Source organism: Algiphilus sp., from assembly GCF_965216485.1.
Lineage (GTDB): Bacteria > Pseudomonadota > Gammaproteobacteria > Nevskiales > Nevskiaceae > Algiphilus.
In genome coordinates, this window is sequence record NZ_OZ244162.1 from 1,042,825 (window position 1) to 1,065,493 (window position 22,669).

Annotated in this window: 14 protein-coding genes; 10 read left to right on the forward strand and 4 right to left on the reverse strand. The window is 63.2% G+C overall.

The window, feature by feature from the left end; translation table 11 throughout:
* Positions 1–22 precede the first annotated feature (22 nt).
* The 3 genes from ACOOFO_RS04825 to ACOOFO_RS04835 are packed head-to-tail and all read right to left on the reverse strand — an operon-like array spanning position 23 to position 4,544.
* On the reverse strand, positions 23–2,425 hold the full coding sequence (locus ACOOFO_RS04825) for a protein kinase domain-containing protein (protein ID WP_420428525.1): 2,403 nt from the start codon (positions 2,423–2,425) through the stop codon (positions 23–25).
* Between the two features lies 1 nt (position 2,426).
* Complete coding sequence (locus ACOOFO_RS04830; RefSeq protein ID WP_420428527.1) at positions 2,427–3,128, reverse strand: PP2C family protein-serine/threonine phosphatase; 702 nt, start codon at positions 3,126–3,128, stop codon at positions 2,427–2,429.
* Positions 3,129–3,179: 51 nt separating this feature from the next.
* Positions 3,180–4,544 (reverse strand): multiheme c-type cytochrome, encoded by a 1,365-nt coding sequence (locus tag ACOOFO_RS04835; RefSeq protein WP_420428529.1) that lies wholly within the window; start codon positions 4,542–4,544, stop codon positions 3,180–3,182.
* A 194-nt stretch (positions 4,545–4,738) separates the two neighbouring features.
* Here ACOOFO_RS04835 and ACOOFO_RS04840 point away from each other — a divergent pair, with 194 nt between their 5' ends.
* The 10 genes from ACOOFO_RS04840 (at position 4,739) to ACOOFO_RS04885 (ending at position 22,116) form a co-directional block, all read left to right on the forward strand.
* Positions 4,739–7,141, forward strand: a complete 2,403-nt coding sequence (locus tag ACOOFO_RS04840; RefSeq protein WP_420429646.1) for a cyclic nucleotide-binding domain-containing protein — start codon at positions 4,739–4,741, stop codon at positions 7,139–7,141.
* A gap of 142 nt (positions 7,142–7,283) precedes the next feature.
* On the forward strand, positions 7,284–8,105 hold the full coding sequence (locus ACOOFO_RS04845; protein WP_420428531.1) for a hypothetical protein: 822 nt from the start codon (positions 7,284–7,286) through the stop codon (positions 8,103–8,105).
* 3 nt (positions 8,106–8,108) lie between these two features.
* The gene (locus ACOOFO_RS04850; protein ID WP_420428533.1) at positions 8,109–9,746 is read left to right on the forward strand and encodes an FHA domain-containing protein; all 1,638 of its coding nucleotides are present in this window, start codon (positions 8,109–8,111) and stop codon (positions 9,744–9,746) included.
* A gap of 154 nt (positions 9,747–9,900) precedes the next feature.
* Entirely contained in the window at positions 9,901–11,892 is a 1,992-nt protein-coding gene (locus ACOOFO_RS04855; protein WP_420428535.1) for a heme-binding protein, read from the forward strand.
* A gap of 16 nt (positions 11,893–11,908) precedes the next feature.
* Positions 11,909–14,002: a hypothetical protein gene (locus tag ACOOFO_RS04860; protein ID WP_420428537.1), complete on the forward strand. Its 2,094-nt coding sequence runs from the start codon at positions 11,909–11,911 to the stop codon at positions 14,000–14,002.
* Between the two features lie 128 nt (positions 14,003–14,130).
* Positions 14,131–17,811, forward strand: coding sequence for a hypothetical protein (locus ACOOFO_RS04865; RefSeq protein ID WP_420428539.1), 3,681 nt, complete (start codon positions 14,131–14,133; stop codon positions 17,809–17,811).
* A gap of 103 nt (positions 17,812–17,914) precedes the next feature.
* Complete coding sequence (locus ACOOFO_RS04870; protein WP_420428541.1) at positions 17,915–19,234, forward strand: hypothetical protein; 1,320 nt, start codon at positions 17,915–17,917, stop codon at positions 19,232–19,234.
* Positions 19,235–19,392: 158 nt separating this feature from the next.
* Positions 19,393–20,421: a tetratricopeptide repeat protein gene (locus ACOOFO_RS04875; RefSeq protein WP_420428543.1), complete on the forward strand. Its 1,029-nt coding sequence runs from the start codon at positions 19,393–19,395 to the stop codon at positions 20,419–20,421.
* 30 nt (positions 20,422–20,451) lie between these two features.
* On the forward strand, positions 20,452–21,246 hold the full coding sequence (locus ACOOFO_RS04880; protein ID WP_420428545.1) for a thymidylate synthase: 795 nt from the start codon (positions 20,452–20,454) through the stop codon (positions 21,244–21,246).
* Positions 21,247–21,354: 108 nt separating this feature from the next.
* The gene (locus tag ACOOFO_RS04885; protein WP_420428547.1) at positions 21,355–22,116 is read left to right on the forward strand and encodes a class I SAM-dependent methyltransferase; all 762 of its coding nucleotides are present in this window, start codon (positions 21,355–21,357) and stop codon (positions 22,114–22,116) included.
* Positions 22,117–22,221: 105 nt separating this feature from the next.
* Here the strand turns inward: ACOOFO_RS04885 and ACOOFO_RS04890 are convergent, their stop codons facing one another.
* Entirely contained in the window at positions 22,222–22,527 is a 306-nt protein-coding gene (locus ACOOFO_RS04890) for an HPF/RaiA family ribosome-associated protein (protein WP_420428549.1), read from the reverse strand.
* Between the last annotated feature and the right edge of the window lie 142 nt (positions 22,528–22,669).

Sequence of the window (22,669 nt, forward strand, 5' to 3'; positions counted from 1 at the left end):
TGATCCGCCGTCCACCTCGCGGTTAGAAGCCCGGGATACGGCGCAGGCGCTCCTGCTTTTCCTCATCCTTCTGTGCGTCCTCGTTCGGCGCCGCGTTCGCGGGTGCGTTCTGAGAAGGTGAGCCTTCTTCTGGTGCCGAAGGCGCGGACGGTGCCGGCGCTTCCGACGCACGCTGTTGCTGTGCATTGCGCCGCGCCTCGCGTTCGCGCTGCAGCTCGCGCATCAGCCGCTCTTCCTCACTGAGCCCTTGCTCCTGCTGGCGTGCTGGCTCCGGTGCAGGTTCGGGCTGTGGAGCCGGCGCCGGCGCGGGCGCAGGTGCGGGTTCTGGTTCGGGCGCGGGCTCCGGCGCAGCTTCAGGCGCCGGCGCCGGTACCGGAGGGGGTTCGGGCTTCGGCGCAGGAGTCGGGCTGGGCTCCGGAGCCGGGGCTGGTGCCGGCTCGGGGGCGGTCTTCGGAGGCGGTGATGCTTCCGGAGGCGGCGCGACTTCCGAAGGCTTCTCTGCCGGAGCAGGCAGGGCATCCTGTTCGGGAGGCGTTTCCTCAGCCGGCGCAGGCGGTGTCTCCTCGGGCTCCTGTCGCGGCAGAACCGGTGGCTCCGGCGCCTCGGCCGGCGTTTCAGGAGCATCGGCCGCGCCGGGGGCGACCTGCGGTTCTGCGTCGGGTACTTCGGAAGGGTCGCGTGCCCACCAGATCGCGAAGATCACGGCGGTGGCAAGCAGCAGGGCAACGGCGATGAGGGCGGCCGGCTTGCGTGCGTCGGACAGCATTGGCCCGGATTCGGCGCGTTGTTGGCGTTTGGCTTCCCTGAGCCGAGCAGCATCGGCGCGCTTGCGCTCCTGCGCTTCCCGCTTGCGCTGTGCGGCTTCCTCCTTCTCGGCTTGTTTGCGGGCGTCTTCTTTGCGCTTGGCCTCCGCTCGCGCGGCAGCCGCAGCTTCGCGCTCCTTGCGCTGCTCCTCCTTGCGGCGCGCCTCTTCGGCCTTCTTGCGCTCTGCCTCTTCGCGCTTTCTGCGTTCGGCCTCCTGTCGCTCCGCCTCCTTGCGCTCCTGCTCTTCACGACGCTTGCGTTCGGCTTCCTTACGCTCTGCCTCTTTGCGCGCTTGCTCCTCGCGCTGCAGCCGTTCGGCTTCTTCGCGTTGCTTGCGCTCGGCCGCCTGGCGTTCGGCCTCCTTGCGTTCCTGTTCCTCGCGCTGCAGCCGTTCGGCCTCTTCGCGTTGCTTGCGCTCGGCCGCTTGGCGTTCGGCCTCTTTGCGTTCCTGTTCCTCGCGCTGCAGCCGTTCGGCTTCTTCGCGTTGCTTACGCTCGGCGGCCTCGCGTTCGGCCTCCTTGCGCGCCTGCTCCTCGCGCTGCCGGCGTTCGGCATCCTCACGCTGCTTGCGTTCGGCCTCCTTGCGCGCCTGCTCTTCGCGCTGCTCACGCTCCGCTGCCTCGCGGGCTTCGGCGCTCTGGGCATCCTTTTCCGCTTCGTCGGCAGGGGGGGGCTGTGACTCCACTGCCTTCTTGCTGCCGGTGATCTGCGTCTTGTTGTTGCTGCTCGTGCGCAAACCACTCGGCGTCATCATCCTTTGGACGAGCGGATTGCTCTGGGTTGCGCCGGTCTCGCTGCGAAAATCCTGCGTGCTGTGCCGTGGCAGGTGCTCGTCGATCAGCTGAATCACCGCAGCTGCCGATTCGGGCCGATCCTCCGGTGCCTTGGCCATCAGCGCATCGATCAACGCCTGAAGGTGCGCCTGTTCCTCCGGCAACCGGGGAATGGGTTCCGTCACGTGCTGGAAGATGACTGCCAGCGACTCTTCACCGTCATAAGGCGGCTTGCCGGTGAGCATCTCGTAGAGGATCACGCCCAGGCTGTAGATATCCGCCCGGTTGTCCACCGTCCGCCCGCGCGCCTGTTCCGGACTGATATAGCGCGGCGTACCGACCGAGACGCCGGTGGCGGTGACGCGTGTGCCGGAATCAACCGCCTTGGCGATGCCGAAGTCGGTCAGAACAGGGTAGCCCTGCTCGTCGAAAATGATGTTTTCCGGCTTGACGTCGCGATGAACGAAGCCGCGGTCATGCGCATGCGTGAAGGCATCGGCCAATTCGCGCAGGATGGCCAGCGCCTCGATCTCCGACAGCCCGGCTTCGATGCGATCGCGCAAGTCGCCGCCGGTCAGCAGGCGCATCGAGTAGTAGTGCAGACCCTCGTGCTCGCCGACTTCGAAGACGGTGACGATGCCGTGATGGTTGAGCGAAGCCGCCGCCCGCACTTCCTTCTCGAAGCGCTGGATCAGCTGCTTGTTGCGGGTCATCTCCGGGGGCAGCACCTTGAGCGCCACATGGCGCCCCAGACTGGGATCTTCCGCCTCGTAGACGTCAGCCATCCCGCCCGCGCCCAGGGAGCGCAGGATCTTGTATTTGCCGACAATGTCGCCTGCTTTCAGCACGCTATGGAACGGTAAGGCATATGACGCTGACGTTGTCTCCGGCTTCCGTCTCCTGAAGCGTCGCGGCGATGAGGGCCTCGGCGGCGGCCTGGTTGCTCTTGTGTTCGCCGAGGATGGAGGTGATGCGGTCGTGCGGCAGGTATCCGTGGAGCCCGTCCGAGCAGACCAGGATGCGGTCACCGGATTGGGTGGCGACATCGATATGGTCGATGTCCAGACCGCCATTGTCGTCGATGCCTACCGCGCGTGTGACCACATTGCGGTTGGGGTGTTGTTCGGCTTCCGCTTCGGTGATGGCGCCCGCATCAATGAGGCCCTGGACCAGCGAATGGTCACGCGTCAGCAACGATAGTTGGCCCTTGCGTAAGAGGTAGGCGCGGCTGTCGCCGACCCAGAAGACACGCAGCCCCTTCGCCGCGGGGCACACAACTACAGCGGTGGACCCCATGCGCTGCGCGCTGCCCGCGGCGGCATCGATGATTTCCCGATGGGCGGAGCGAATGGCCTGATCCGCACTCTGGCCGTTCTTCACGCCCGCCAAGGTGTGCCGGACCACCGCGTTGCTGGCCACCTCACCGTGTGCCAATCCCCCCATGCCGTCCGCCAGTACGGCAACCGGCACGGTCTCATCGATGCCGAAGGCGTCTTCGTTGTGATCACGCACTGTGCCTTCGTGCGTGGCGCCGGCTAGATCAAAGTCCATGCGTTTATGTTTCCCCGCCCCGAAAAGGCCGCGCAAGCTTAGCACCCGCTTCTAACCCGCCTTTTGTGCAAGTACCTGCTGGATTTGCTTCAGGCCACCGCGCATCTGGCTGGGATCGTATTGGGCCTGCGCATCCAGTGTCTTGAACAGCGTATCCATGGGAGGGTTCAGGCGCTCGGCAAGCGCCTTGTTGCTGGCCCCGACCTGCGCCAGCAGGGCTTCGAGGCCGTAGAACATCTGCTTTGCGGCCGTGAAGTCGGCGGCATCGCCCTTCGCCCCGGAGCTGGCGATACGGCGCATCAGTTCGAGCGCTTGGGCATCGGTAATGGATTGGTTCCGGAGCCGATCCAGCGCCTGCGCGACGAGTCCTGCCAGCGTCGCTGCATCCGACTGGATGGCGCCAACGGAGCGTTGCGAGGCGAAGTGCAGCGCATCCAGGGCAGACTGCCAGGGCGCCGAGAGCGCGGGCGCAAGAGCATCGATGACGTGGCCGCTCATCACCAGATAGGCATCGGCCAGTCGGACCTTTCCGGGCCCAAGCGGACCACCGGCGCCTTCGCTCCACCGTGGCGGCCGCATCGGGTGGTGGCAGGCATTGCAGTCGTAGAACACAAGTTCGGGGAACATGCCTTCCGCCTGCATGCGGTTGCTTCGCAGCCCGCTGAGAAACTGCTCCGCAGCAATCAGCTGGCCGATGGCCCAGGTTTTCGCCGGGGGCGCGTAAGGCTTGCGGCGCTTGTAGTCGGCGTCGACCCGGAAATGCGGTGGCTGGATATTGGTGAAGGTGTCCAGCTCGAATTCCAGCGGTGGGTGACCAGCGCCCATCATGCGGTGGTCGATGGGCTTGTCCGTGCTGCCCATGTGGCAGTTGAGGCATAGCCGTGCGCGGTCCACAGGGTCGGCGAGCGGGTAGAGGCCGTCGGCAATGTTCTCCTCATGGGTGTTGCCGGTGACATGCGGGCCGAGGTAATCCTCCGCTCCTCCATGGCAGGCCTCGCATCCCACGCCCTCGCTCAGGGAGTAGCGTCGGCCGCGCTTGTTTTCGGGCACATAATCGCTGTGACAGGTCAGGCACTCGGTGGCTTCCTCTGGCTTGCCGATCCCGAGATTGGCCGCCATGCGCTTTGACTCCGGGGTGATCAGCAGCTTGTAGGCGTTGGAGTGGGCGTCCTTGCGCTGCCAGGTGAAGTATTCGTTCTGCAGTACCGGCGAATCATCAAAAGGCTGCGCGGAGCCATGGCAGTTGCTGCCAGCACATGTGGCGACACCGATATGCTCGGCCGGCATGTTCCACGGCATCTCGGGTGGCAGCGCCACGACCTGACCCGTGATACCTGCACAGGCCAGCAGTGCAAGCGCCCGCCACACGCTCCCAAGACGTCGAAAGTCGATCTGCCCGTTCACATCGTGCCCCATGATCATGGCTCATCCCCCACCCTTAAGATGCGCTTTCATCCGCTTCAGCGCAATCTTCCCGGGCTGGATGAGGCCCATGCGCTGAATGCGTGCAGGCCATCGAGCGTGCCTTGGTCTGTCCCACTTCCTGAACTACACTCGCTCGACGGCAGCCTGCGGAATCCTCTATGACCGACGCCAACGCACATTACAGAATGGCCATCGTCGGTTCAGGGCCGGGCGGGTTGTCATCCGCGTGCCGAGCAGCGGAAATGGGCGATTCGCATGTGCTGCTGGAGGCGAAGCCGAATCTTTCCAACACCATCTTCCGCTACCAGAAAGGAAAGCACGTGATGGCGGAACCGGGGATTCTTCCGCTGCGTGCGGCGGCGCGCTTCGAAGCCGGGACGCGGGAGGCCATTCTTGATGCCTGGTACGGGGACGTCGAGGAGAAGGGCGTCAACATCCGCTACGAGGCGGAAGTCACCGCGATTGCGCGTGATGACCAGGGCGTCTTCCATCTCTCGGTCAAGAACGGGGAGGGGGTGACCGCGGATACGGTGATACTTGGCATCGGCGTCCAAGGCAATCCGCGCAAACTCGGCGCCCCCGGCGAGGATTTGCCCGGGATTCAGTACACCCTCGATGATCCCGATGAATATCGCGGCGAAGTCATCGTGGTGGTGGGGGCAGGGGATGCCGCCATCGAGAACGCAGTCGCGCTTGCGAAGCAGAACACGGTGCACATCGTGAATCGCAAGAACGAGTTTTCGCGCGCCAAGGAAGGCAACAACAATCTGATCCTGCAGGCCATCGACGACGGGGCGCTGACGTGCCACTACGACACGACCGTCGACGCCATTGAGTCGCTGTCTCCCGACCATGACAGCGGTCGCAGTATGTGTCTGCGCCTGAATTCGGCGGAAGACCAGGTGGAGGTCCACTGCGATCGCATCATTGCGCGCCTGGGGGCCATCCCGCCGCGTGCCTTCGTGGCGTCCTGCGGTGTTGAATTTCCCAACGACGATCCGGCGTCGGTGCCGCAGGTGTCGTCCACCTACGAGTCGAATGTGCCCGGGCTTTACATCGTCGGCGCCCTGGCCGGATATCCGCTCATCAAGCAGGCCATGAATCAAGGCTACGAGGTGGTGGAAACCATCTGTGGTCGTCCGGTACGGCCCGCCGACGAGCCCATCCTCAAGGAGCGCTTTTCGGTCTTTCCATGGGTCGACGACGTCGACGTCGTGCTTGACGTACTGAGCGCGCGGTCCCCCATCTTTTCGGCAATGAACCGTCTGCAGCTGCGCGAATTCCTGTTGGAGAGCCGGATTCGCGGTTTCGACGAGGGTGCAAGCATCTATGAGCAGGGCGACTATGGGGCGTCGGTCTTCGTGATCGTGTCCGGTGAGGCCTGGGTCGAGTTTGGCAGCGGCGATTTCTCCAAGCGCGCCAGGATCAAGACGGGGCGCATCTTTGGTGAGATGGCGCTGATTTCCGGCCGGCCGCGCAGCGCGACGGTACGGGCCGGCAAAGACCTGCTGACGGTCGAGGTGCCCCGGCGGGCCATGCTCAAGCTCATTGCCAGCAATGAAAAGGTGCAGCGTTTCGTCGACCGCACCTTCACCATGCGCGCGCTCGACCGCTATCTGGTTCCCGGGGTCGACGAGCATGAGCTTTCCGACGTGGTGGCGCAGGCCGAACTGCAGGAATTCCGAGCCGGCGAGGCGATCTATGAGCTGGGGGGTGCCGCCGACCACATCTATCTGATTCGCTCGGGCTCTGTGACCCTGTCGGTGCCGGGCGCGAACGAGGATGTCATTCTCAACTACGTGCCCGGCGGCAATTATTTCGGTGAACTGGACGTCATTGCCGGAACCGAACGCCAGCAGACGGCGCGCGCGGCCATCAAGACCCAGACCATCAGCGTGCCTGCGCAGCCTTTTCTGGATCTGCTCGACCGCTATCCGGACATCAAGGAAAGCGTACGGGCGCGCTTCAGCGAGCAGATCCATCGTCGTCTCGAGCTTGAACGTTCCCCGGAACGGGGCGCACTGATGCACTTCCTGCTGCAGGAGGGCATGGGTGAGGCGACCGATGCATTGCTCATCGACGAATCACTCTGCGTTCGCTGCGACTATTGCGAGAAGGCATGCGCCGCTACGCATGGCAATGTGTCCCGGCTGGACCGGGAGGCGGGAGCCACCTTCAACAACCTTCATGTGCCGACATCGTGCCGGCATTGCGAGCATCCGCACTGCATGAAGGACTGCCCGCCTGATGCCATTCACCGTTCGCCCAACGGCGAGGTCTACATCGAGGACACCTGCATCGGCTGCGGCAACTGTGAGCGCAACTGTCCCTACGGCGTGATTCAAATGGGCGTTGCCAGTCAGGAAAAGCCCAGTCTGTTGAAGTGGTTGCTGACGGGGATGGGGCCGGAGCCCGGCGCCGAAATCAAGGGGACATCGGGAGGAAACAGCATCAAGAAGGCAGTCAAGTGCGACATGTGTGGTGATCGCGAAGAAGGCCCTGCCTGCGTACAGGCCTGTCCGACCGGCGCGGCCATTCGCGTCGGCCCTGAATCCTTCTTCCAGGTCCTGTCACGTGGAGGCCGTTAGGCAACTGTGGGCGCGATGGCGCGCCCCACGGGAGCGGGTGCGCAGTCGGGAAACGGAACACCGTTCCATTTTCGTGTATGCCGGTTTTCGCTACCTCAAGCTGGCCTTGCTGCTATGCGGGTTGTGCATAGCGGCTTACCTTGTGGATAACCCACCTTTCCCACCCAGCGGCAACACCTGGCTGGGCTACGGACTGGGGACGCTGGGCGCGGTACTGATTGTCTGGCTGGCCTGGCTGGGGGTTCGCAAGCGCAGCTTTCGCGCCGGCCGAGGCCGCGTCCAGGGGTGGGTGAGTGCGCATGTCTATCTCGGCTTGTCCCTGCTGGTGGTGGCGACGCTGCATACCGGTTTCCAGTTCGGCTGGAATGTACACACGCTTGCCTACAGCCTGATGGTGTTGGTGATTGTAAGCGGCGTGTACGGCGTCATCGCCTATGCCATTCTGCCCACGCGCATCACGCGTGCGCGCGAGGGCATGGAGTTCCGGGAGATGGTCGCGAGCGTCGAGCGGCTCGGCGAGCAGGCCCTCAAGCTGGCGGATCAGATCGACAGTGAAACCCATGCCGTTGTGGCCCGTTCCATTGCCAACGCGAAGCTGGGCGGGAGCCTGCGCGAGCAGCTCAGCGGGCGCTATATCCGCAGCGATAGCGGCACGCTTGAAGAGTTCCTGAAACTGAAGGACACGCAGATGAAGGCGACCCCTCAGCAGGCGGCCGGGGGCCGTCAGGCCACCATAGCCTTCTTCGCCGACCAGTTGTTCGACGCGGGGCGCGAGCCGCGCGCCGAGAAGTTGCAGAAGCTGCTGAAAGTGACCTCGGAGCGCAAGGCGCTGGTCGAGCGCATCAATCGTGATGTAACACTGCGGGCGCGGCTGAATATCTGGCTCTATCTACACATTCCGATGACGATTGCACTGCTGGCTGCATTGCTGGTGCACATCGTCTCGGTCTTTCTTTACTGGTAGCCCATGAGCCTGCGCATCGACATTGTCCGCGACGGCGGCGCCCCCGAGACGGTGACGTCCAAGGGCACGATCGCCCTGGGTCGCGGAGAGGATGCCACGGTCACCCTGCCGGGCATGGCCGTTGCACGCCATCACGCCGAAATTGCCGTTGAATCGGAAAGCACGCTGTTGCTTCGCTGCCGCTCTCCTTTAGGGGTGGAGGTGAACGGCGAGACCATCCGCGAGGAAAAGCGCTTGCACGCGGGCGACGTTTTCCGGATTGGCGCGCATCGCGGTCAGGTGACCGTCGCACCGGACAGTACAACCCTGATTTTGCGGATCGAACTGGTTTCAGAACCCGCAAGTCCCGGTGTGGCGGAGCGGCGGCTTGATCTGCAGGCGACGGGACTGCGCATCCGGCGATCCGCCTACATTGGGGCGCTGCTGGTATTGCTCCTTGCACTGATCGTTCCGCTGGCGATGCGCTACGTACCAGCGCCGCCAGCGGCAGAAGCCGTGCTGCCGACCGACGATTGGTGGAGTTCGGGCGTCATCAGCAACGGCCATCAGCATTTCGCCAACGATTGCTCGGCTTGTCACGAACGTCTCTTCGTGCGCGTGCAGAACACGGCCTGCCTGGACTGTCATCAGGGTATTGCGCACCACAGCGATCAGGCCCAGCAAGTGGGTCTTGGCGACATGGAAGAACAGCGTTGCGCGAGCTGCCACCGTGAGCATGGCGATGCCCATGCCGTCTTGCCGCAACGCCCACAGATCTGTGTCGACTGCCATGCCGCGCCGCAGGATTTCCCCGAAAGCGCGGACATGCATGCCGTACACGATTTCGATGCGCACCCAGGTTTCCGCGCGACCGTGGCCCGCATTGACGGCGATACGCGCGTTGTGGAACGCATCGCGATGCAGGCGCAGCCTGAGGACAATGCAGGTCTGTTCTTTCCGCACGACCTGCACCTGGATGGCGAGGGCGTGCGCGGACCGGATGGCGTCGAACACCTGATCTGCGCCGATTGCCATCACCCCGATGCTGGCGCGGTCGGTTTCCGTGCCATCGCCTTCGAACGCGATTGCGAGAGCTGCCATCAGCTGGATGTCGCGGTGGGCGACCGTCTGCTCGCTTTGCCGCATGCCGAACCGGAGGTCGTGCGTCGGCAGGTCACTGCGGCCGTGGAAGCCCTGCCGCGTGAAGCCTTCCGGCCGAATCTGGGCGCCTTGGACCGGCGCCGGGCCGGACCCACCGTGGATCGCGGCGGGGCACCCAGTGCCGAGGAAATGGTCGAGGAAGTCTTCACGACCCGCGTGTGCGCCAAGTGCCACATGGTGCAGCCCGGCGCCGGCGATCAGATCGAGGTCCTGCCGGCACAGTTGCGCCAGAGTTGGTTCGTCCATGCTCGCTTCACCCATGCCGATCATGGTTGGGTGGATTGCGCCAGCTGCCACGCGGCGCAGGAATCGTCAGAGGCAACGGATTTGCTGCTGCCTGACATTGACGCTTGCCGGACTTGTCACTCGGGCGTAGGATCAACTTTGGGGGTGGATTCGACCTGCACGGATTGTCATGGCTTTCATACAGCCACGCATTCGGTGCTAGGTCCGAAACAGGGGGTAGCAGACAATGGGGCAGGGACTGCCGAAGGGTGGTAGCCGGTTTGCGGCGGGGGTCGCGCTGGCATTGGTACTTGCGAGCTGTTCCGGAGACCGCGCCGGCGGGACCCGAGGCATAGGCCTGGGGCCGGCGCCATGTGATGGAACGTGCCAGGCGACAAGCGCAACGCCGGGTGCTGCCGCAGGCGAGCGCTTGAGTGTCGCGGATGTCGGTCGCATCGTGGCGCAAGGGGTCGCCGAGGCGGACGCGCGGGGCGAAGCCGCAACTATCGGCGTGGTCGACCGCGTCGGCAATGTGCTTGCCGTATATCGCATGGCGGGCGCTTCGGAAACGGTGCAGATCACGTCCGGAGAGGAGCCCATCACGGGCTTGCCGGTTGATGCCGGCCTGGATGGGGTTGAGATCGTCACCGCGAATCTCGCGGTGATCTCGAAGGCACTGACGGCGGCCTACTTCTCCTCCGAGGGCAATGCGTTCACGACGCGCACCGCCAATCAGATCATCCAGGAGAACTTCAATCCCGGTGAGTTCAATACGCCGGGTGGGCCTCTGTTCGGTGTGCAGATCAGCCAGTTGCCCTGTTCGGACATCTCCCGACGTTTTAATGGGGTGGGGCCCGGCCCCGGTCCCCATCGCGCCGCCATCGGTTTTGCGGCCGATCCCGGCGCACTGCCGCTCTACAAGAATGGTGTACTGGTGGGAGCGGTCGCGGCCATCGCCGATGGCGAGTATTCACTCGATCGCACGATCACGGATCGCGACGAGGACCTGCGTGACGAACTGATCGCCACGGCTGCGAGTTTCGGCTATGGGGCGCCGCGTGACCGGCGCGCCGATGTCATCACGGTGGAAGGCAAGACATTGCGTTTTGCGCAGGTCGACTTTGACGACCTCGCCGTCGATCCAGCGGCCGCACCGGCGTTCGCAACCTTGCCCGCAGGCCTGCAGGCCGTCTTGGGGTACACCGTCGATGACCCCTCCGATCCCCCACCGCCGCTGCGCGCGGGCACGGCCTTTGGCAATCCGGAGTCCGGCGTCCGGCCGGCGCTACCCGCGGACTTTCCCAATCTTCCGGCCGACCGCTTCAACGCGCTCGATGCCTTCGTGCTTGTCGACGAAACCAATACCAACCGCTTTCCCGCCCGCAATGGAACGGCGGGCTTGAGTGCACAGGAAGTCGAGCTGCTGCTGGCCGAATCCATCGAGCTGGCGAACCGCTCGCGCAGCCAGGTACGAAAGCCATTGGGATCGCAGGCGGGTATCCATGTCACAATCGTGGACATCAACGGCGATGTGCTCGGTGCCGCGCGCACCCGTGACGCGCTGGTGGATGCCGTCGACGTCACGACGCAGAAGGCACGCTCCGCGCTGTTGCTGTCCTCAGCCGTCGCCGAAAGTCGAATCGATGCCCTTCCCGATGCGGAATATCTGGGAAGCGGAGACCTTGCCAGAATTTTCAATCGGGCAGGTTCCGGGCAGCTGAAGACCTCGTCACCGTCGGCCTATGTCGATGCTTTTCAGCGTTTCTTCGACCAGCCTGATGCGCTCAGCGACGGAGCATTTGCATACTCAACGCGCGCGATTGGCAATATCTCCCGTCCGTTCTATCCGGATGGTCTCAACGGTCCGAATGGCCTTCGACCCGCACCGGAGGGTCCATTGAGTCGGCCGCCGGGGGAATGGAGTCTTTTCTCGACAGGTCTTGAGCTCGACCTCGTATATAACGCAGTCGTCCGCCACCTGGCCTACGTCCTCCAACTGGGGCCGCCAGGCGGGCCGCCCTTGTTCGATACGGATGTTGAGCAGAATTGCACGGGCTATTCCGGCATTAGCGCGGGCCTCAGCCAGGATGCCCCCTTCGCGGAGGCAAGGAACGGCATCACGCTGTTCGCGGGTGGTTTCCCGATCTACGACGGAAGTGGGCGCCTGGTGGGCGCTATAGGCCTGTCGGGTGATGGTTTGGAGCAGGACGACTTCCTGCCATTTGTTGCCATTGATCGTGTCGGCAAGCGTGCAGACACCGATATCCAGAATGCACCCAGCGCCATTCGGGCCGATCGGCTCCAGGCGAAGGATCCACGTTATCCCGAAGATGCGCGGGAGCTGTTCCTGCGCTGGGTGATTTGCCCACAGTCGCCGTTCCTTGACGACCCGGAGGTGCAGGATGTCTGCAGCGGACTCTGAGGTCATGAAAAGGACCATGCCTTCGGTATCTGGTCAGTCCTCCACGAGGGTGCGGCCGCTCGCTTCCGTGTTGTTCGCCGCGATGCTGCTCGTCACCTGGACCGCCGTGGATGCGCAGGAGCAGCGCCGCCGCCCTGGCGAACGGGCGGAACGCGATTCGGCGGTGGAAACGCAGCCGACGCCTTCAGAGCGCTCGGTGTCCGACACACCCGCTGCGCCGAAGGAAGACGCGAGCGCGCGGCCGGATCCGGCCTTGCAACCGGCGGTAGAACGGCGCCGGCCTGGCGCGGAGGCACCGGTGCCTTCGGCCACACCGACCAGCGAGCGCCGCCGTCCCGCCACCGACGGGCCGGCCCGCGATGCGTCGGCAGGTGCAAGACCGGCGGTCGAGCGTCGGCGCCCTGGTCAGTCGGAGGCGGCCACACCGACCGCCACGGGCGAGCGACCTGGGCCGCAGTCGCCGGTCAGGGATCGCCAGCCCTTCGACTTCAACGCGGCGACCGGCCTTCAGCCTGTCGCCAAGCCGCCTCGGGACGCCAACTACGCCAAGGAGACCGTCCGCAACGAGCGCTGGTATCTCACCCAGCGCCTGGGCATCAGCGATTATCCGTGGTGGGACCCCTACAACCAGAATACGTTGAAGGCAGACCGCCCCATTTTCGGGGACTGGTTCTTCAACACGCTGCTGGTGTCCGATACGCAGTATGAGCCGCGCCGTTTGCCGACCCCCGTCGCTCCGCAGGGAGAAGGGGCTCCAGGCAACTTCGATCTCATTGGTGACGGTGACCAGACACTGTTTGCGCAGAACCTGGTGGGCTCCTTCGTGCTGTACCGGGGAGACACCACCTTCATGCCGCCCGATTGGGAGTTCCGTTTCACTCCCATCTACAACTTCAACTACGCAGAGGTCGAGCAGAACCGCGCAGTGCGCATCAACCCGGCACGCGGGCGCGAGCGATCGGACAACTTCTTTGCGGTGCAGGAATTGTTCATTGACTACCACATTCGGGACGTCTCGACGCAATACGACTTCGACAGTGTTCGTTTCGGCATCCAACCCTTCAACGTCGATTTTCGCGGCTTCCTGTTCCGCGACCAGCAGTTCGGCTTGCGCTTCTTCGGAAATCGTCGCAACAACGTCGTTCTCTACAACATCGCCTGGTTCAGGCGTCTGGAGAAGGACACGAACAGCGAACTCAATGACATCGGCCAATCGCTGAGGGACGACGACGTCTTCGTCTTCAATCTCTACTGGCAGGACATGCCCCGGCTTGGATTCACCAGCCAGGCAGTCGTGCTGTACAACCGCAATACCGAGGGCGAGAACGCGCCTTTCTTCAACAACAACGGGTTCATCGAGCGTCCGGCCTCGATCGGTCTCGAAAAACCGCGAAGCTACGATGTGGTCTACCTCGGCTATAACGGCGAGGGCCATTTCGGTCGCGTGAATCTCTCCGCCTCGAGCTACCTGGCGCTCGGCAGCGCGGATAGAGGGGTCTTTGTCGACAGAGAAACGGATATCAGCGCCTTCTTTGGTGCGGCAGAAGTCTCGGTCGACTTTGACTGGCGCCGCATCCGCCTGTCGGCGCTCTATGCCTCGGGAGACGATGACCCCTACGACGATGCGGAGAACGGCTTTGACGCAGTCTTCGAGAATCCGCTGTTCGCAGGCGCCGATACCAGTTTCTGGGTGCGACAGAATGTACCGCTCATCGGCGGGGGTGTGGTCACCCTGTCAGGGCGCAACGGCATCCTGAATTCCCTGCGCAGTTCGAAGGCCCAAGGGCAGTCCAATTTCACGAACCCGGGCTTGCTGCTGCTCGGGATCGGCGCGGACCTCGATCTCACACCGCAGTGGCGTGTCTCGACCAACATCAATCAGCTCGCCTTTGCTGATACGGCCGTACTCGAAGCCGCGCGCCAACAGGCAGATATTGATCCGATGATCGGCACGGATGCGTCCATTGCCTTCATCTGGCGGCCGTACTTCACGCAGAACATCGTGTTCCGCGCGTCTGCGGCGGCGCTGTTACCGGGCGATGGCTTCAAGCAGCTATACGGTGACGAAGTTGCCTACTCCGCCCTTTTCAACCTCACGCTTCTGTGGTGATCGACATGCGTGGTCACGACGTCGTTCTATCGACCGGAAGAATTGACATGAATGCCTCCATGCTTCGAGTTCCGTCATTTGCGTTCCTGGCCGTGTGCCTGATTGCCCTGATGCCAACGGGAGCGGCAATGGCCGCCGGCGGCGAAAAGGCGGTTGACCGGGTCTATCAGTCGGCGCCACCTGCGCCTCGCAGCCAGTCGGACGAGGAGGCAGAAGCGAAGTCTGCGGGCTGCGTCAGTTGTCATACCGATACCGACAACAAGTCGATGCACGAGAATCCGGCAGTGACGCTCGGTTGCACCGATTGCCACGGTGGCAATGCCAGCGTCTCGCGTCCGGCTGGCGCCAACAGCATCATGGACAAGCGCTATCTGGCGGCACTGGAAAACGCGCATGTCCTGCCGCGTTTCCCGAAAAGCTGGCACTGGCCGGACTCCGCTAATCCCGAGCACACGTATACGCTGGTGAACAAGGATGCACCCGAATTCGTGCGCTTTGTGAATCCGTCGGACTACCGTGTGGCGAGAGAGGCATGTGGCGCCTGCCACCTGCCCGTCATCGAGGCGGCCGAGCGTAGTCTGATGGCAACCACCGCGATGTTCTGGCAGGGGGCCTCCTACAACAACAACATCCTGCCCTACAAGCGGCCTGTACTGGGTGAGGCCTACACCCGCGAAGGCAAGGCGGCGATTCTCAAGGGGCCCGTCGAGCCCGACGAGAACATGGTGCGCAAGGGCGTCGTCGGCACGCTCTATCCCCTTCCCGCCTACGAGACCGTGCCGCCGGGAGACGTCTTCCGCGTCTTCGAGCGCGGTGGGCGCATCATTGTCAATCTCTTTCCCGAGACCGCCCAGGTCAATGCCATTGGCCCGAATCTAGGCACCATCCAGCTGCTAGAGGAACCTGGTCGACCGGATATCCGGCAGTCCAATCGCGGGCCGGGGACGGGCAACCGTATCTCCATCCCGGTGCTCAATCTGCACAAGACGCGCCTGAACGATCCGCTGATGTGGTTCCTGGGCACCAATGACCAGCCCGGCGACTATCGTTCCTCGGGCTGTGCCTCGTGCCATGTGGTGTATGCCAATGATCGCGATCCCCGGCACTCGGGGCAGTACGCGCAATACGGCCATACCGGCTTGTCCCAGACCAAGGACCCGACCATTCCCAAGGATGAACCCGGCCACCCCTTGAAGCACGTGTTCACCAGTGCGATCCCGACCAGCCAATGCATGAGTTGCCACATGCACCAGCCGAACATCTTCCTGAATTCGATGTTGGGCTACACCATGTGGGATTACGAATCCGATGCGCCCGCGATGTGGCCGGAGGAACAGAAGTACCCGACACCAGAGGAGGAGCGCGAAATCAATCGTCGCAATCCCGAAGGTGCGGCGGTGCGCGGCAAGTGGGGCGATGTGGAATTCCTGAAGCAGGTCTCGGAACTCAATCCGCAGCTCAATGACACGCAGTTCGCTGACTATCACGGACACGGCTGGAACTTCCGTGCCATCTTCAAGCGTGACCGCAGGGGCAACCTGCTGGATGCGGAAGGCGACATCGTGGCGAATGATGATCCGGAGAAATTCGAGAAGGCCGTCCACATGTCGTCGATCCATGTCGACGTAGGCATGCACTGTGTCGACTGTCACTTTTCGCAGGATGTGCATGGCGATGGCCACATCTACGGCGAAGTCGCGCAGGCCATCGAGATTCAGTGCGCGGATTGCCACGGCACGGCCGATGCCTACCCGCCGCTGCTGACCTCAGGGCCGGCGGCGCCCGAGGGTGGTAACGACATGACCACCATGCGGACGCCTTTTGGGGATCTGCGCTTCGAGTGGGTCGAAGGCAAGCTCATTCAGCGCTCGAACATGCAGGAGGACCTGCAGTGGGAGATGTCGCTGGTCAAGGACAGCGTGTCCAAGGAGCACCCGGAATACAATCAGAAGGCCGCCCGGGCCAAGCTGATGAGCACCAATACCGAGACGCAGCACTACGGTGAGGACGTTGCCCCGGAGGATCGTGCGCACAAGACCGAGGAAATGATGTGCATTACCTGTCACACCTCGTGGACGACGAGTTGTGCGGGTTGCCATCTGCCGGTGGAAGCCAACTGGAAAACGGAACGGCAGCACTATGAGGGCGGGGAACGTCGCAATTTTGCGTCCTACAACCCCCAGATCACCCGCAATGACGTGATGCAGCTGGGTCGGCACGGGCCGGCCAAGGGCAATCGGATCGCTCCGATCCGTTCTTCCAGTGCGCTGGTACTCAGCTCCACCAACGCCAATCGAGAGAAGATCTATATCCAGCAGCCCCCCATATCGGCGAGCGGTTATTCGTCTCAGGCCTTCGCCCCGCACTATCCGCATACCGAGCGCAAGACCGAGACGATGAAGTGCAGCGATTGCCATCTCTCCAAAGACAACGACAACAACGCCTGGATGGCGCAGTTGCTGCTGCACGGCACCAATTTCATGAATCTGATCGGCTATAACGCCTGGGTTGGGATGGATGGTGCGGTTGGTTCGGTGCAGGTCACCGAATGGGAGGAGCCGCAGGCCGTCATCGGCAGTTATCTGCACCGCTACGCCTATCCGGACTGGCACGCCCAGCATGTCGCCAATGGCCGTCAGTTGAAGGGGCGCAAGGAACCGATCGCGCATAGCCATGGCACGGGGGATGCCGTGAACTGCCTGCAACTGCGCGGCGAATATCTCTATGTGGCGCAAGGCCGCAAGGGCTTCGAGGTCTACGATGTGGCATCGATCGGCAACAAGGGCATCTCGCAGCGACTGATTTCCGCGCCTTTCTCGCCGCTGGGGCAGGACACCCATCTCGCGACAAAGAACGCGACCTGCGTGGCACTCCCGACGACGCAGCCGATCCACCCGGATCGAAACGATGCCTACATGCAGGACGTCAACCTTGAGCAGCCCTTCCATCCGATCTACGACTACGCCCTGATCACGGATGCCGAGGAGGGGCTGATCCTCACAGATGTCAACACACTGTCGGATGGCGAGCCGCGCAACAACTTCCTCAAGCGCGCGTTGACCTGGAATGAGGGCGGCATCCTGGATGGGGCGCGCCATCTGACCATGGCGGGTTACTACGTCTATGTCGCGACCGACGCAGGGATCGTGGTGCTCAACCTCGACCAGCCCATGAAGCCAAAGGTCGCGGCCACCATCCCCCTCGAGGGCGCGCGGGCCAGTGCCATTCAGTTCCGCTACCTCTTCGCCACAACCGATGCAGGCTTGCAGGTGATTGATGTCACCAACCCCGAGGCACCCCGGGTCACGGATGCGGTAGTGCCGCTGGCGAATGCGCGCAAGATCTATCCCGTGCGTACCTACGCCTACGTTGCGGCCGGCCAGGACGGCCTGGCCATCGTCGACATCGAGAACCCCGAACAGCCCAAGCTCGTGCAACGCTTCACTGCCGACGGGCAGATCAAGGACGCTTGGGATGTTCAGGTGGGTGGCGCCTATGCCTCCTTGTTCGCCTATGTGGCGGATGGCAAGGCGGGGCTCAAGGTGATCCAGCTGATGAGTCCGGAGAGCCAGCCGAACTTCTATGGCTTTTCTCCAGTCCCCAAGCCTGAGCTGATCGCGTGGTATCCCACCGCACAACCGGCAATGGCGCTGTCGGAAGGGCTTCACCGCGACCGAGGGGTGGATGAAACCGGAGGCCAGATGGCGGTCTTCGGTCGTATCGGGTCACGGCCATTCACGCTTGAGGAACAGCAGTCCTTCTATCTGAACGATGCGGGCGAGCCCTGGTTCGTGGAGGATGCGCCCTAGGCGTGCACCACTGCGCGAGCCATTCATCGGGGACAAGCGGTCCCTTGCGGAAGTGCCTGATCGGCGTAAGCTGAATGTCCACGGTCTAAAAGGGGGACAACCCATGAACTCAACGATTGCTTGGCCCAAGTGGTTGGGCCCCATCCTGATTCCGCTCGCCCTGGCCGCCTGTGGGGGCGGGGGTGGCGGTGGCGGAAGCGATACCAAGAGCACGATCGATCCAGCCGATAGCGACAGTGTCGCAGAAGCATTGGCAGTGAAGTTCGGTGGGCAGGACGCCGAACGACAGGAAACTGGCGAGCCGCCGAGCTCAGACCCTTCCAATCCGGACAATCCGGTCCTTAAGGATCTTACGGAGTCCGAAACCGTGGAGCCGGGCGACAGCAAGTCCGTCAGCTTCTCCACCGAAGAGCAGTCGCCTCTGGCCTTTCTCTATGCAAAGGTGACAGGGTCCAGTCGTGGTTTCTTCCGCGCAGATGTGTCGCAGACCCAGTCCTTGACCAAGGCGAGCTTCGCCGATCTGGTTTTTGATATTCCCGGGCGCTTGGGTGCGGGCGAATTCTGCGTCCGCCTATCCGTCGAGGACACACAGGGCCGCGTATCAGAGCCCAAGACCGTGTGTTTTGTGAGCCAACCTCCCGAGAATGCACCACAGGCGGTATTGGCGCGCCTGCAGGGGCAGTGGTTCCGCTGCATGGATGGTGAAGGCGAGCAGCTGACTTTCGAGGGCGATCAGGTCACCTCCCAGTCCGCGCAGTTCCAGAACGCAGATTGCTCGGGGAGCCAATCACAGAATGTCTTCACCGAAGTGCTTGATTTCGAGATCGGCAAGCCTTTGACGACGTCGGGGGGATTAAGCGCCAACCGTGTCAATGCGGTCATTATCGAATCCGACGACAGCAACGCGGTCGGTGACCGGATCTTCGACATCGTGCGTGTCGAGCAAAGCCGTCTGGCCTTTGGGGGCGCCGAGACTGGCGCTCCAGCAGAGTCCCGCCCGGATACCTTGCGCCTTGACATGGCCTATGTCCGATTGCCACCCGAGGACAACACGGGCGGCGACACCACACCGCGGGAAGACCAGACATGGCAGTTCCGCATTTCCGGAACGGTGAATGGCGAAAGCTTTGAGCAGCAGGCTTTCGAAGTCACCGGCCTGAGTGTGCCCTTCGAAGAACCTACGGAGGAACAGGTAGTACTTACCGATGATTTCACGGCGGCCTTCTCGCAGGCCTGTGATGAATTCGAAGGCACGCAGGACGTGCGCGAGATCCGCTACGCCTTCAATGGCGACGGCAGTGTTGGTTCCGTGGTTGATTTCTTCCTCGACATCTTGATCGACGGTACCTGTACACGGGATGGCGAATCCTCCGACGTGTTCATTGATGCGCAATTGAGTTATCAGTGGGAGCGTACGCAGTAACCGTACGCTCTTTGCAGTGACGAAGGAGGGGGTTTTCGCCCCCTCTTTCTTTTTTGGGGAGCGCGCCGCTGGCTGGAAGTGCTTTCGCCGGCTGTGTAGGCTGAGCGGGACGATTCAACCCCCGATGCAGCGGGCTGCAACATGAGGACGGACATCGAATGACGGGCACGAACGCGGTGCTATTGGCTCTGCTCGTTGCAGCGATCGCCTGCCTGCCCTTGGCCGTCGCTTATCTGCGCCATCGCGCCGCGTTGCGCATGTCGTTGCCGCGCCTGGTGTTGGCGCTGTCCGTGTTGTTCGCAATCGGCCTGCTGTCCTGGATGCAGTACCAGTGGAGAGAAGACGAACGCACCGTGAATCCCCTTGCGGAGCACGCCCAGAATCCCGCGAAGGCGGTCGGTGATCTGGCGGAGAGTCTCGAGTATCGTCTGGAGCGCCAACCGGAGCAGGCGACGGTCGAGCAGTGGGCATTGCTCGCGCGAAGCTTCGAAGCCTCCCGCAATCACGTGCGTGCGGCGGGCGCCTACGCCCAGGCCAACGAGATGACCGGCTTCCGGAACCCTGACCTGCTCGTGGCCGAAGCGCAGGCCCGGTTGAGAGCGGGCCCGGTATCACCGGAGACCATGATGGTGGTGCGCGAGCGCGCCCGCCAGGCGATGGAGGTGGCCCCGATGCACCCGGGTGCACACTACCTGGCTGGCGATCTGGCGCTGCGCGACGGCGCGCTGGCGGAGGCCGTCGCCCACTTCGAGGTGGTCTACGCGGCGGAGGTACTGGCGCCTTCGGCCCAGAGTGCGCTGCAGCAGCGCCTGCAGGAGTGGCGTGCAGAAATCGATGGGCACGTTCCGGCTGACCTAACGGACGCCGCCATTGCAGTTCAGGTCGATGGGCCCGAAAGCCAGTGGCCCGAAGGCGCTGCGCTCTTCGTCTATGCGCGACGCCCGGGCGAAACCGGCATGCCGCTGGCTGCCAAACGCATCGCCAGCCCGCGTCTTCCTGCATCGGTGCGCTTGCAGGATAGCGACCGTTTGCGTGAGGGTCCCTCCCTGCTCAGCTACGATGTGCTGGAAATCGGAGCCCGCCTCTCGGCCTCGGGCGCGGTCGCCGCCGCCTCCGACGATCTGAGCGCCGTCGTGCGCATCGAGCCACCGCGCGGTGCATCGGCTACTCTGCGCCTCCGACACTGACCAATCACCGTCCCCTGTACGGATCCTGTTATGAAGCCGTATCTCGCTCTCATGCGCCGCGCCCTCGAGGAGGGGGCCGACAAGACCGACCGCACCGGCACCGGCACCCGTTCGGTCTTCGGGCACCAGATGCGCTTCGACCTCGCGCGTGGTTTTCCGCTGATCACGACCAAGAAGCTGCACCTCAAGAGCATCATCCACGAGCTGCTCTGGTTTCTGCGTGGCGACACGAATGTGCGTTATTTGCAGGAGCATGGCGTACGCATCTGGAACGAATGGGCGGATGCCGACGGCGAGCTCGGTCCGGTGTATGGATCGCAGTGGCGCAGCTGGCCAACGCCGCAGGGCGAACAGATCGATCAGATCAGTGAAGTGCTTGCACAGATCCGCAGCAATCCGGATTCGCGACGGCTCATCGTTTCTGCCTGGAATGTCGCGGCACTGCCCGACATGGCGCTGCCACCCTGCCACCTGTTGTTCCAGTTCTACGTGGCGCAGGGGCGGCTGTCCTGCCAGCTTTACCAGCGCAGCGCCGACATCTTCCTGGGCGTGCCCTTCAATATCGCGAGCTATGCGCTTCTGACGATGATGGTGGCGCAGGTGTGCGATCTACAACCCGGAGAATTCATCTGGACCGGCGGTGATTGCCACCTGTATCACAACCATCTTGAGCAGGCCGAACTGCAACTCACGCGCAGCCCGCGGCCCTTGCCCACCATGCATCTGAATCCCGAGGTCCGGGATCTGTTTGCCTTCAGCTACGATGACTTTCGGCTGGAAGGCTACGACCCACATCCGCATATTCCTGCAAAAGTCGCGGTATAACAGGGCCTTGCAGTCCGTTTGCCGGGCCTTGCGGGGCGGTTTCGCCTTGACCCGGGGACAGCCGGCGGGGATCATGCGCAGCTTTCAAGCAGCGGGGGTTCCCCACGCATGAGCAATTCCGGCGTCAAGACCGACGAGAAAAAGCAGCATTTCGACGATATCTACGTGGCCGAGAATCCGGTCCCGTTCAAGGAGCGCATCCTGGATGCGCTGACCTATGTCTCGGACAACTTCAATCGCCAGAGCTTTGATCGCCTGATCCTGCCTTGGGCGGAGGCGAAGGCGGCCAAGGGCACGCCGCTGAATTTCGTGGATCTTGCCGGCTGCTTCGGCAATACCACCATGGCCACGCTCAACGGCATGGACTACGAGGCAATTCGTGATAACTGGAAGGACGCGACTTCGGCCAAGACAGTGGCGCAGCCGCGGCGGCTGAATGCACATGTCACAGGCATCGATATTTCGCACAGTGCGTTGGCCTATGGCCGGTCCGCCGGCATCTACGATGAGGTGATCCAGGCCGACCTGAATCAGCCCAACGCCGACACGCGCGCGCGCATCGAGGCGAGCTTGCGTGCGGCCAACATCATGATTTCGACGGCGGCACTGGTCTATCTGGAGCCGCAGGCCGTTGCCAGCCTGATGGACGCCTTTGCCGAGGGTGGCGATGAAGGCTATCTACTCGTCAACTTCCTGAACCCCTTCGCGCTGGAAGCCGCCGACGCCACCAAGCGCACACTGCTGGAGCGCTTCGAATTCGTGGGTAGCATGGCCTCCCGCCACCGCATGATGTCGCCCATCGAGCGCGAGAACTACCCGGGCGAGGAGTGGGTGTTGCTCGAGATCTGGGTGTTGCGCCGCCGCCGATGACGCAACCCCCCGCGCGTCAGCCCTTCAGCCGACGCGTGGGGGGATGAGCAGCGGGCGCAGGACGGGTCCCAAACAGCCCCGCCCTCTGCGCGCCTAGCGCCCCATTCAGTGGTCGGATGCCAGCCGGTGCGCCAATGCCCGTTCCAGCTTGCCTTCGGCACTGCGCACTACGGCGTACCAATCGCGGTCCTGCGCCTCGACCACGATCGGCGCCTTGCCGGCCGGTCGTGCCTCCAGCTCGCACACCTTGTCCACGCCGCCCTTGTGTCCGTTGACATCCTTGAGGAAGGCGCGGACGCGGGTCAAGCGATCGCCGTAGTGGGGCGTGAGTCGCTCCAAGCGCTCCTGGATGTAGGCCTCAAGCGCCGGGGAGCGCTCTACGCCATCGCCGTGATGTACTTCGGTCTCCATGTGACCTCCATGAGGATGAATGGCGGAACAAGAAAGGTTGGCACGCTTCTTCATGAGCAGCGTGCACTTTGTTGTCTGAACCTCCGGTTTCCGGAGGGTTCTTTCAAGCCCGCGACGACCAGGCAGACGGCTGCCTCGCTGT

Excerpts from the sequence above, each read along its gene's own strand:
- ACOOFO_RS04885 (WP_420428547.1), top strand. The coding sequence starts at position 21,355 with ATGAGCAATTCCGGCGTCAAGACCGACGAGAAAAAGCAGCATTTCGAC.
- ACOOFO_RS04860 (WP_420428537.1), top strand. The coding sequence starts at position 11,909 with ATGCCTTCGGTATCTGGTCAGTCCTCCACGAGGGTGCGGCCGCTCGCT.
- ACOOFO_RS04890 (WP_420428549.1), bottom strand. The coding sequence starts at position 22,527 with ATGGAGACCGAAGTACATCACGGCGATGGCGTAGAGCGCTCCCCGGCG.
- ACOOFO_RS04840 (WP_420429646.1), top strand. The coding sequence starts at position 4,739 with ATGGCCATCGTCGGTTCAGGGCCGGGCGGGTTGTCATCCGCGTGCCGA.
- ACOOFO_RS04865 (WP_420428539.1), top strand. The coding sequence starts at position 14,131 with ATGGCCGCCGGCGGCGAAAAGGCGGTTGACCGGGTCTATCAGTCGGCG.
- ACOOFO_RS04830 (WP_420428527.1), bottom strand. The coding sequence starts at position 3,128 with ATGGACTTTGATCTAGCCGGCGCCACGCACGAAGGCACAGTGCGTGAT.
- ACOOFO_RS04835 (WP_420428529.1), bottom strand. The coding sequence starts at position 4,544 with ATGGGGCACGATGTGAACGGGCAGATCGACTTTCGACGTCTTGGGAGC.
- ACOOFO_RS04875 (WP_420428543.1), top strand. The coding sequence starts at position 19,393 with ATGACGGGCACGAACGCGGTGCTATTGGCTCTGCTCGTTGCAGCGATC.
- ACOOFO_RS04870 (WP_420428541.1), top strand. The coding sequence starts at position 17,915 with ATGAACTCAACGATTGCTTGGCCCAAGTGGTTGGGCCCCATCCTGATT.
- ACOOFO_RS04850 (WP_420428533.1), top strand. The coding sequence starts at position 8,109 with ATGAGCCTGCGCATCGACATTGTCCGCGACGGCGGCGCCCCCGAGACG.
- ACOOFO_RS04880 (WP_420428545.1), top strand. The coding sequence starts at position 20,452 with ATGAAGCCGTATCTCGCTCTCATGCGCCGCGCCCTCGAGGAGGGGGCC.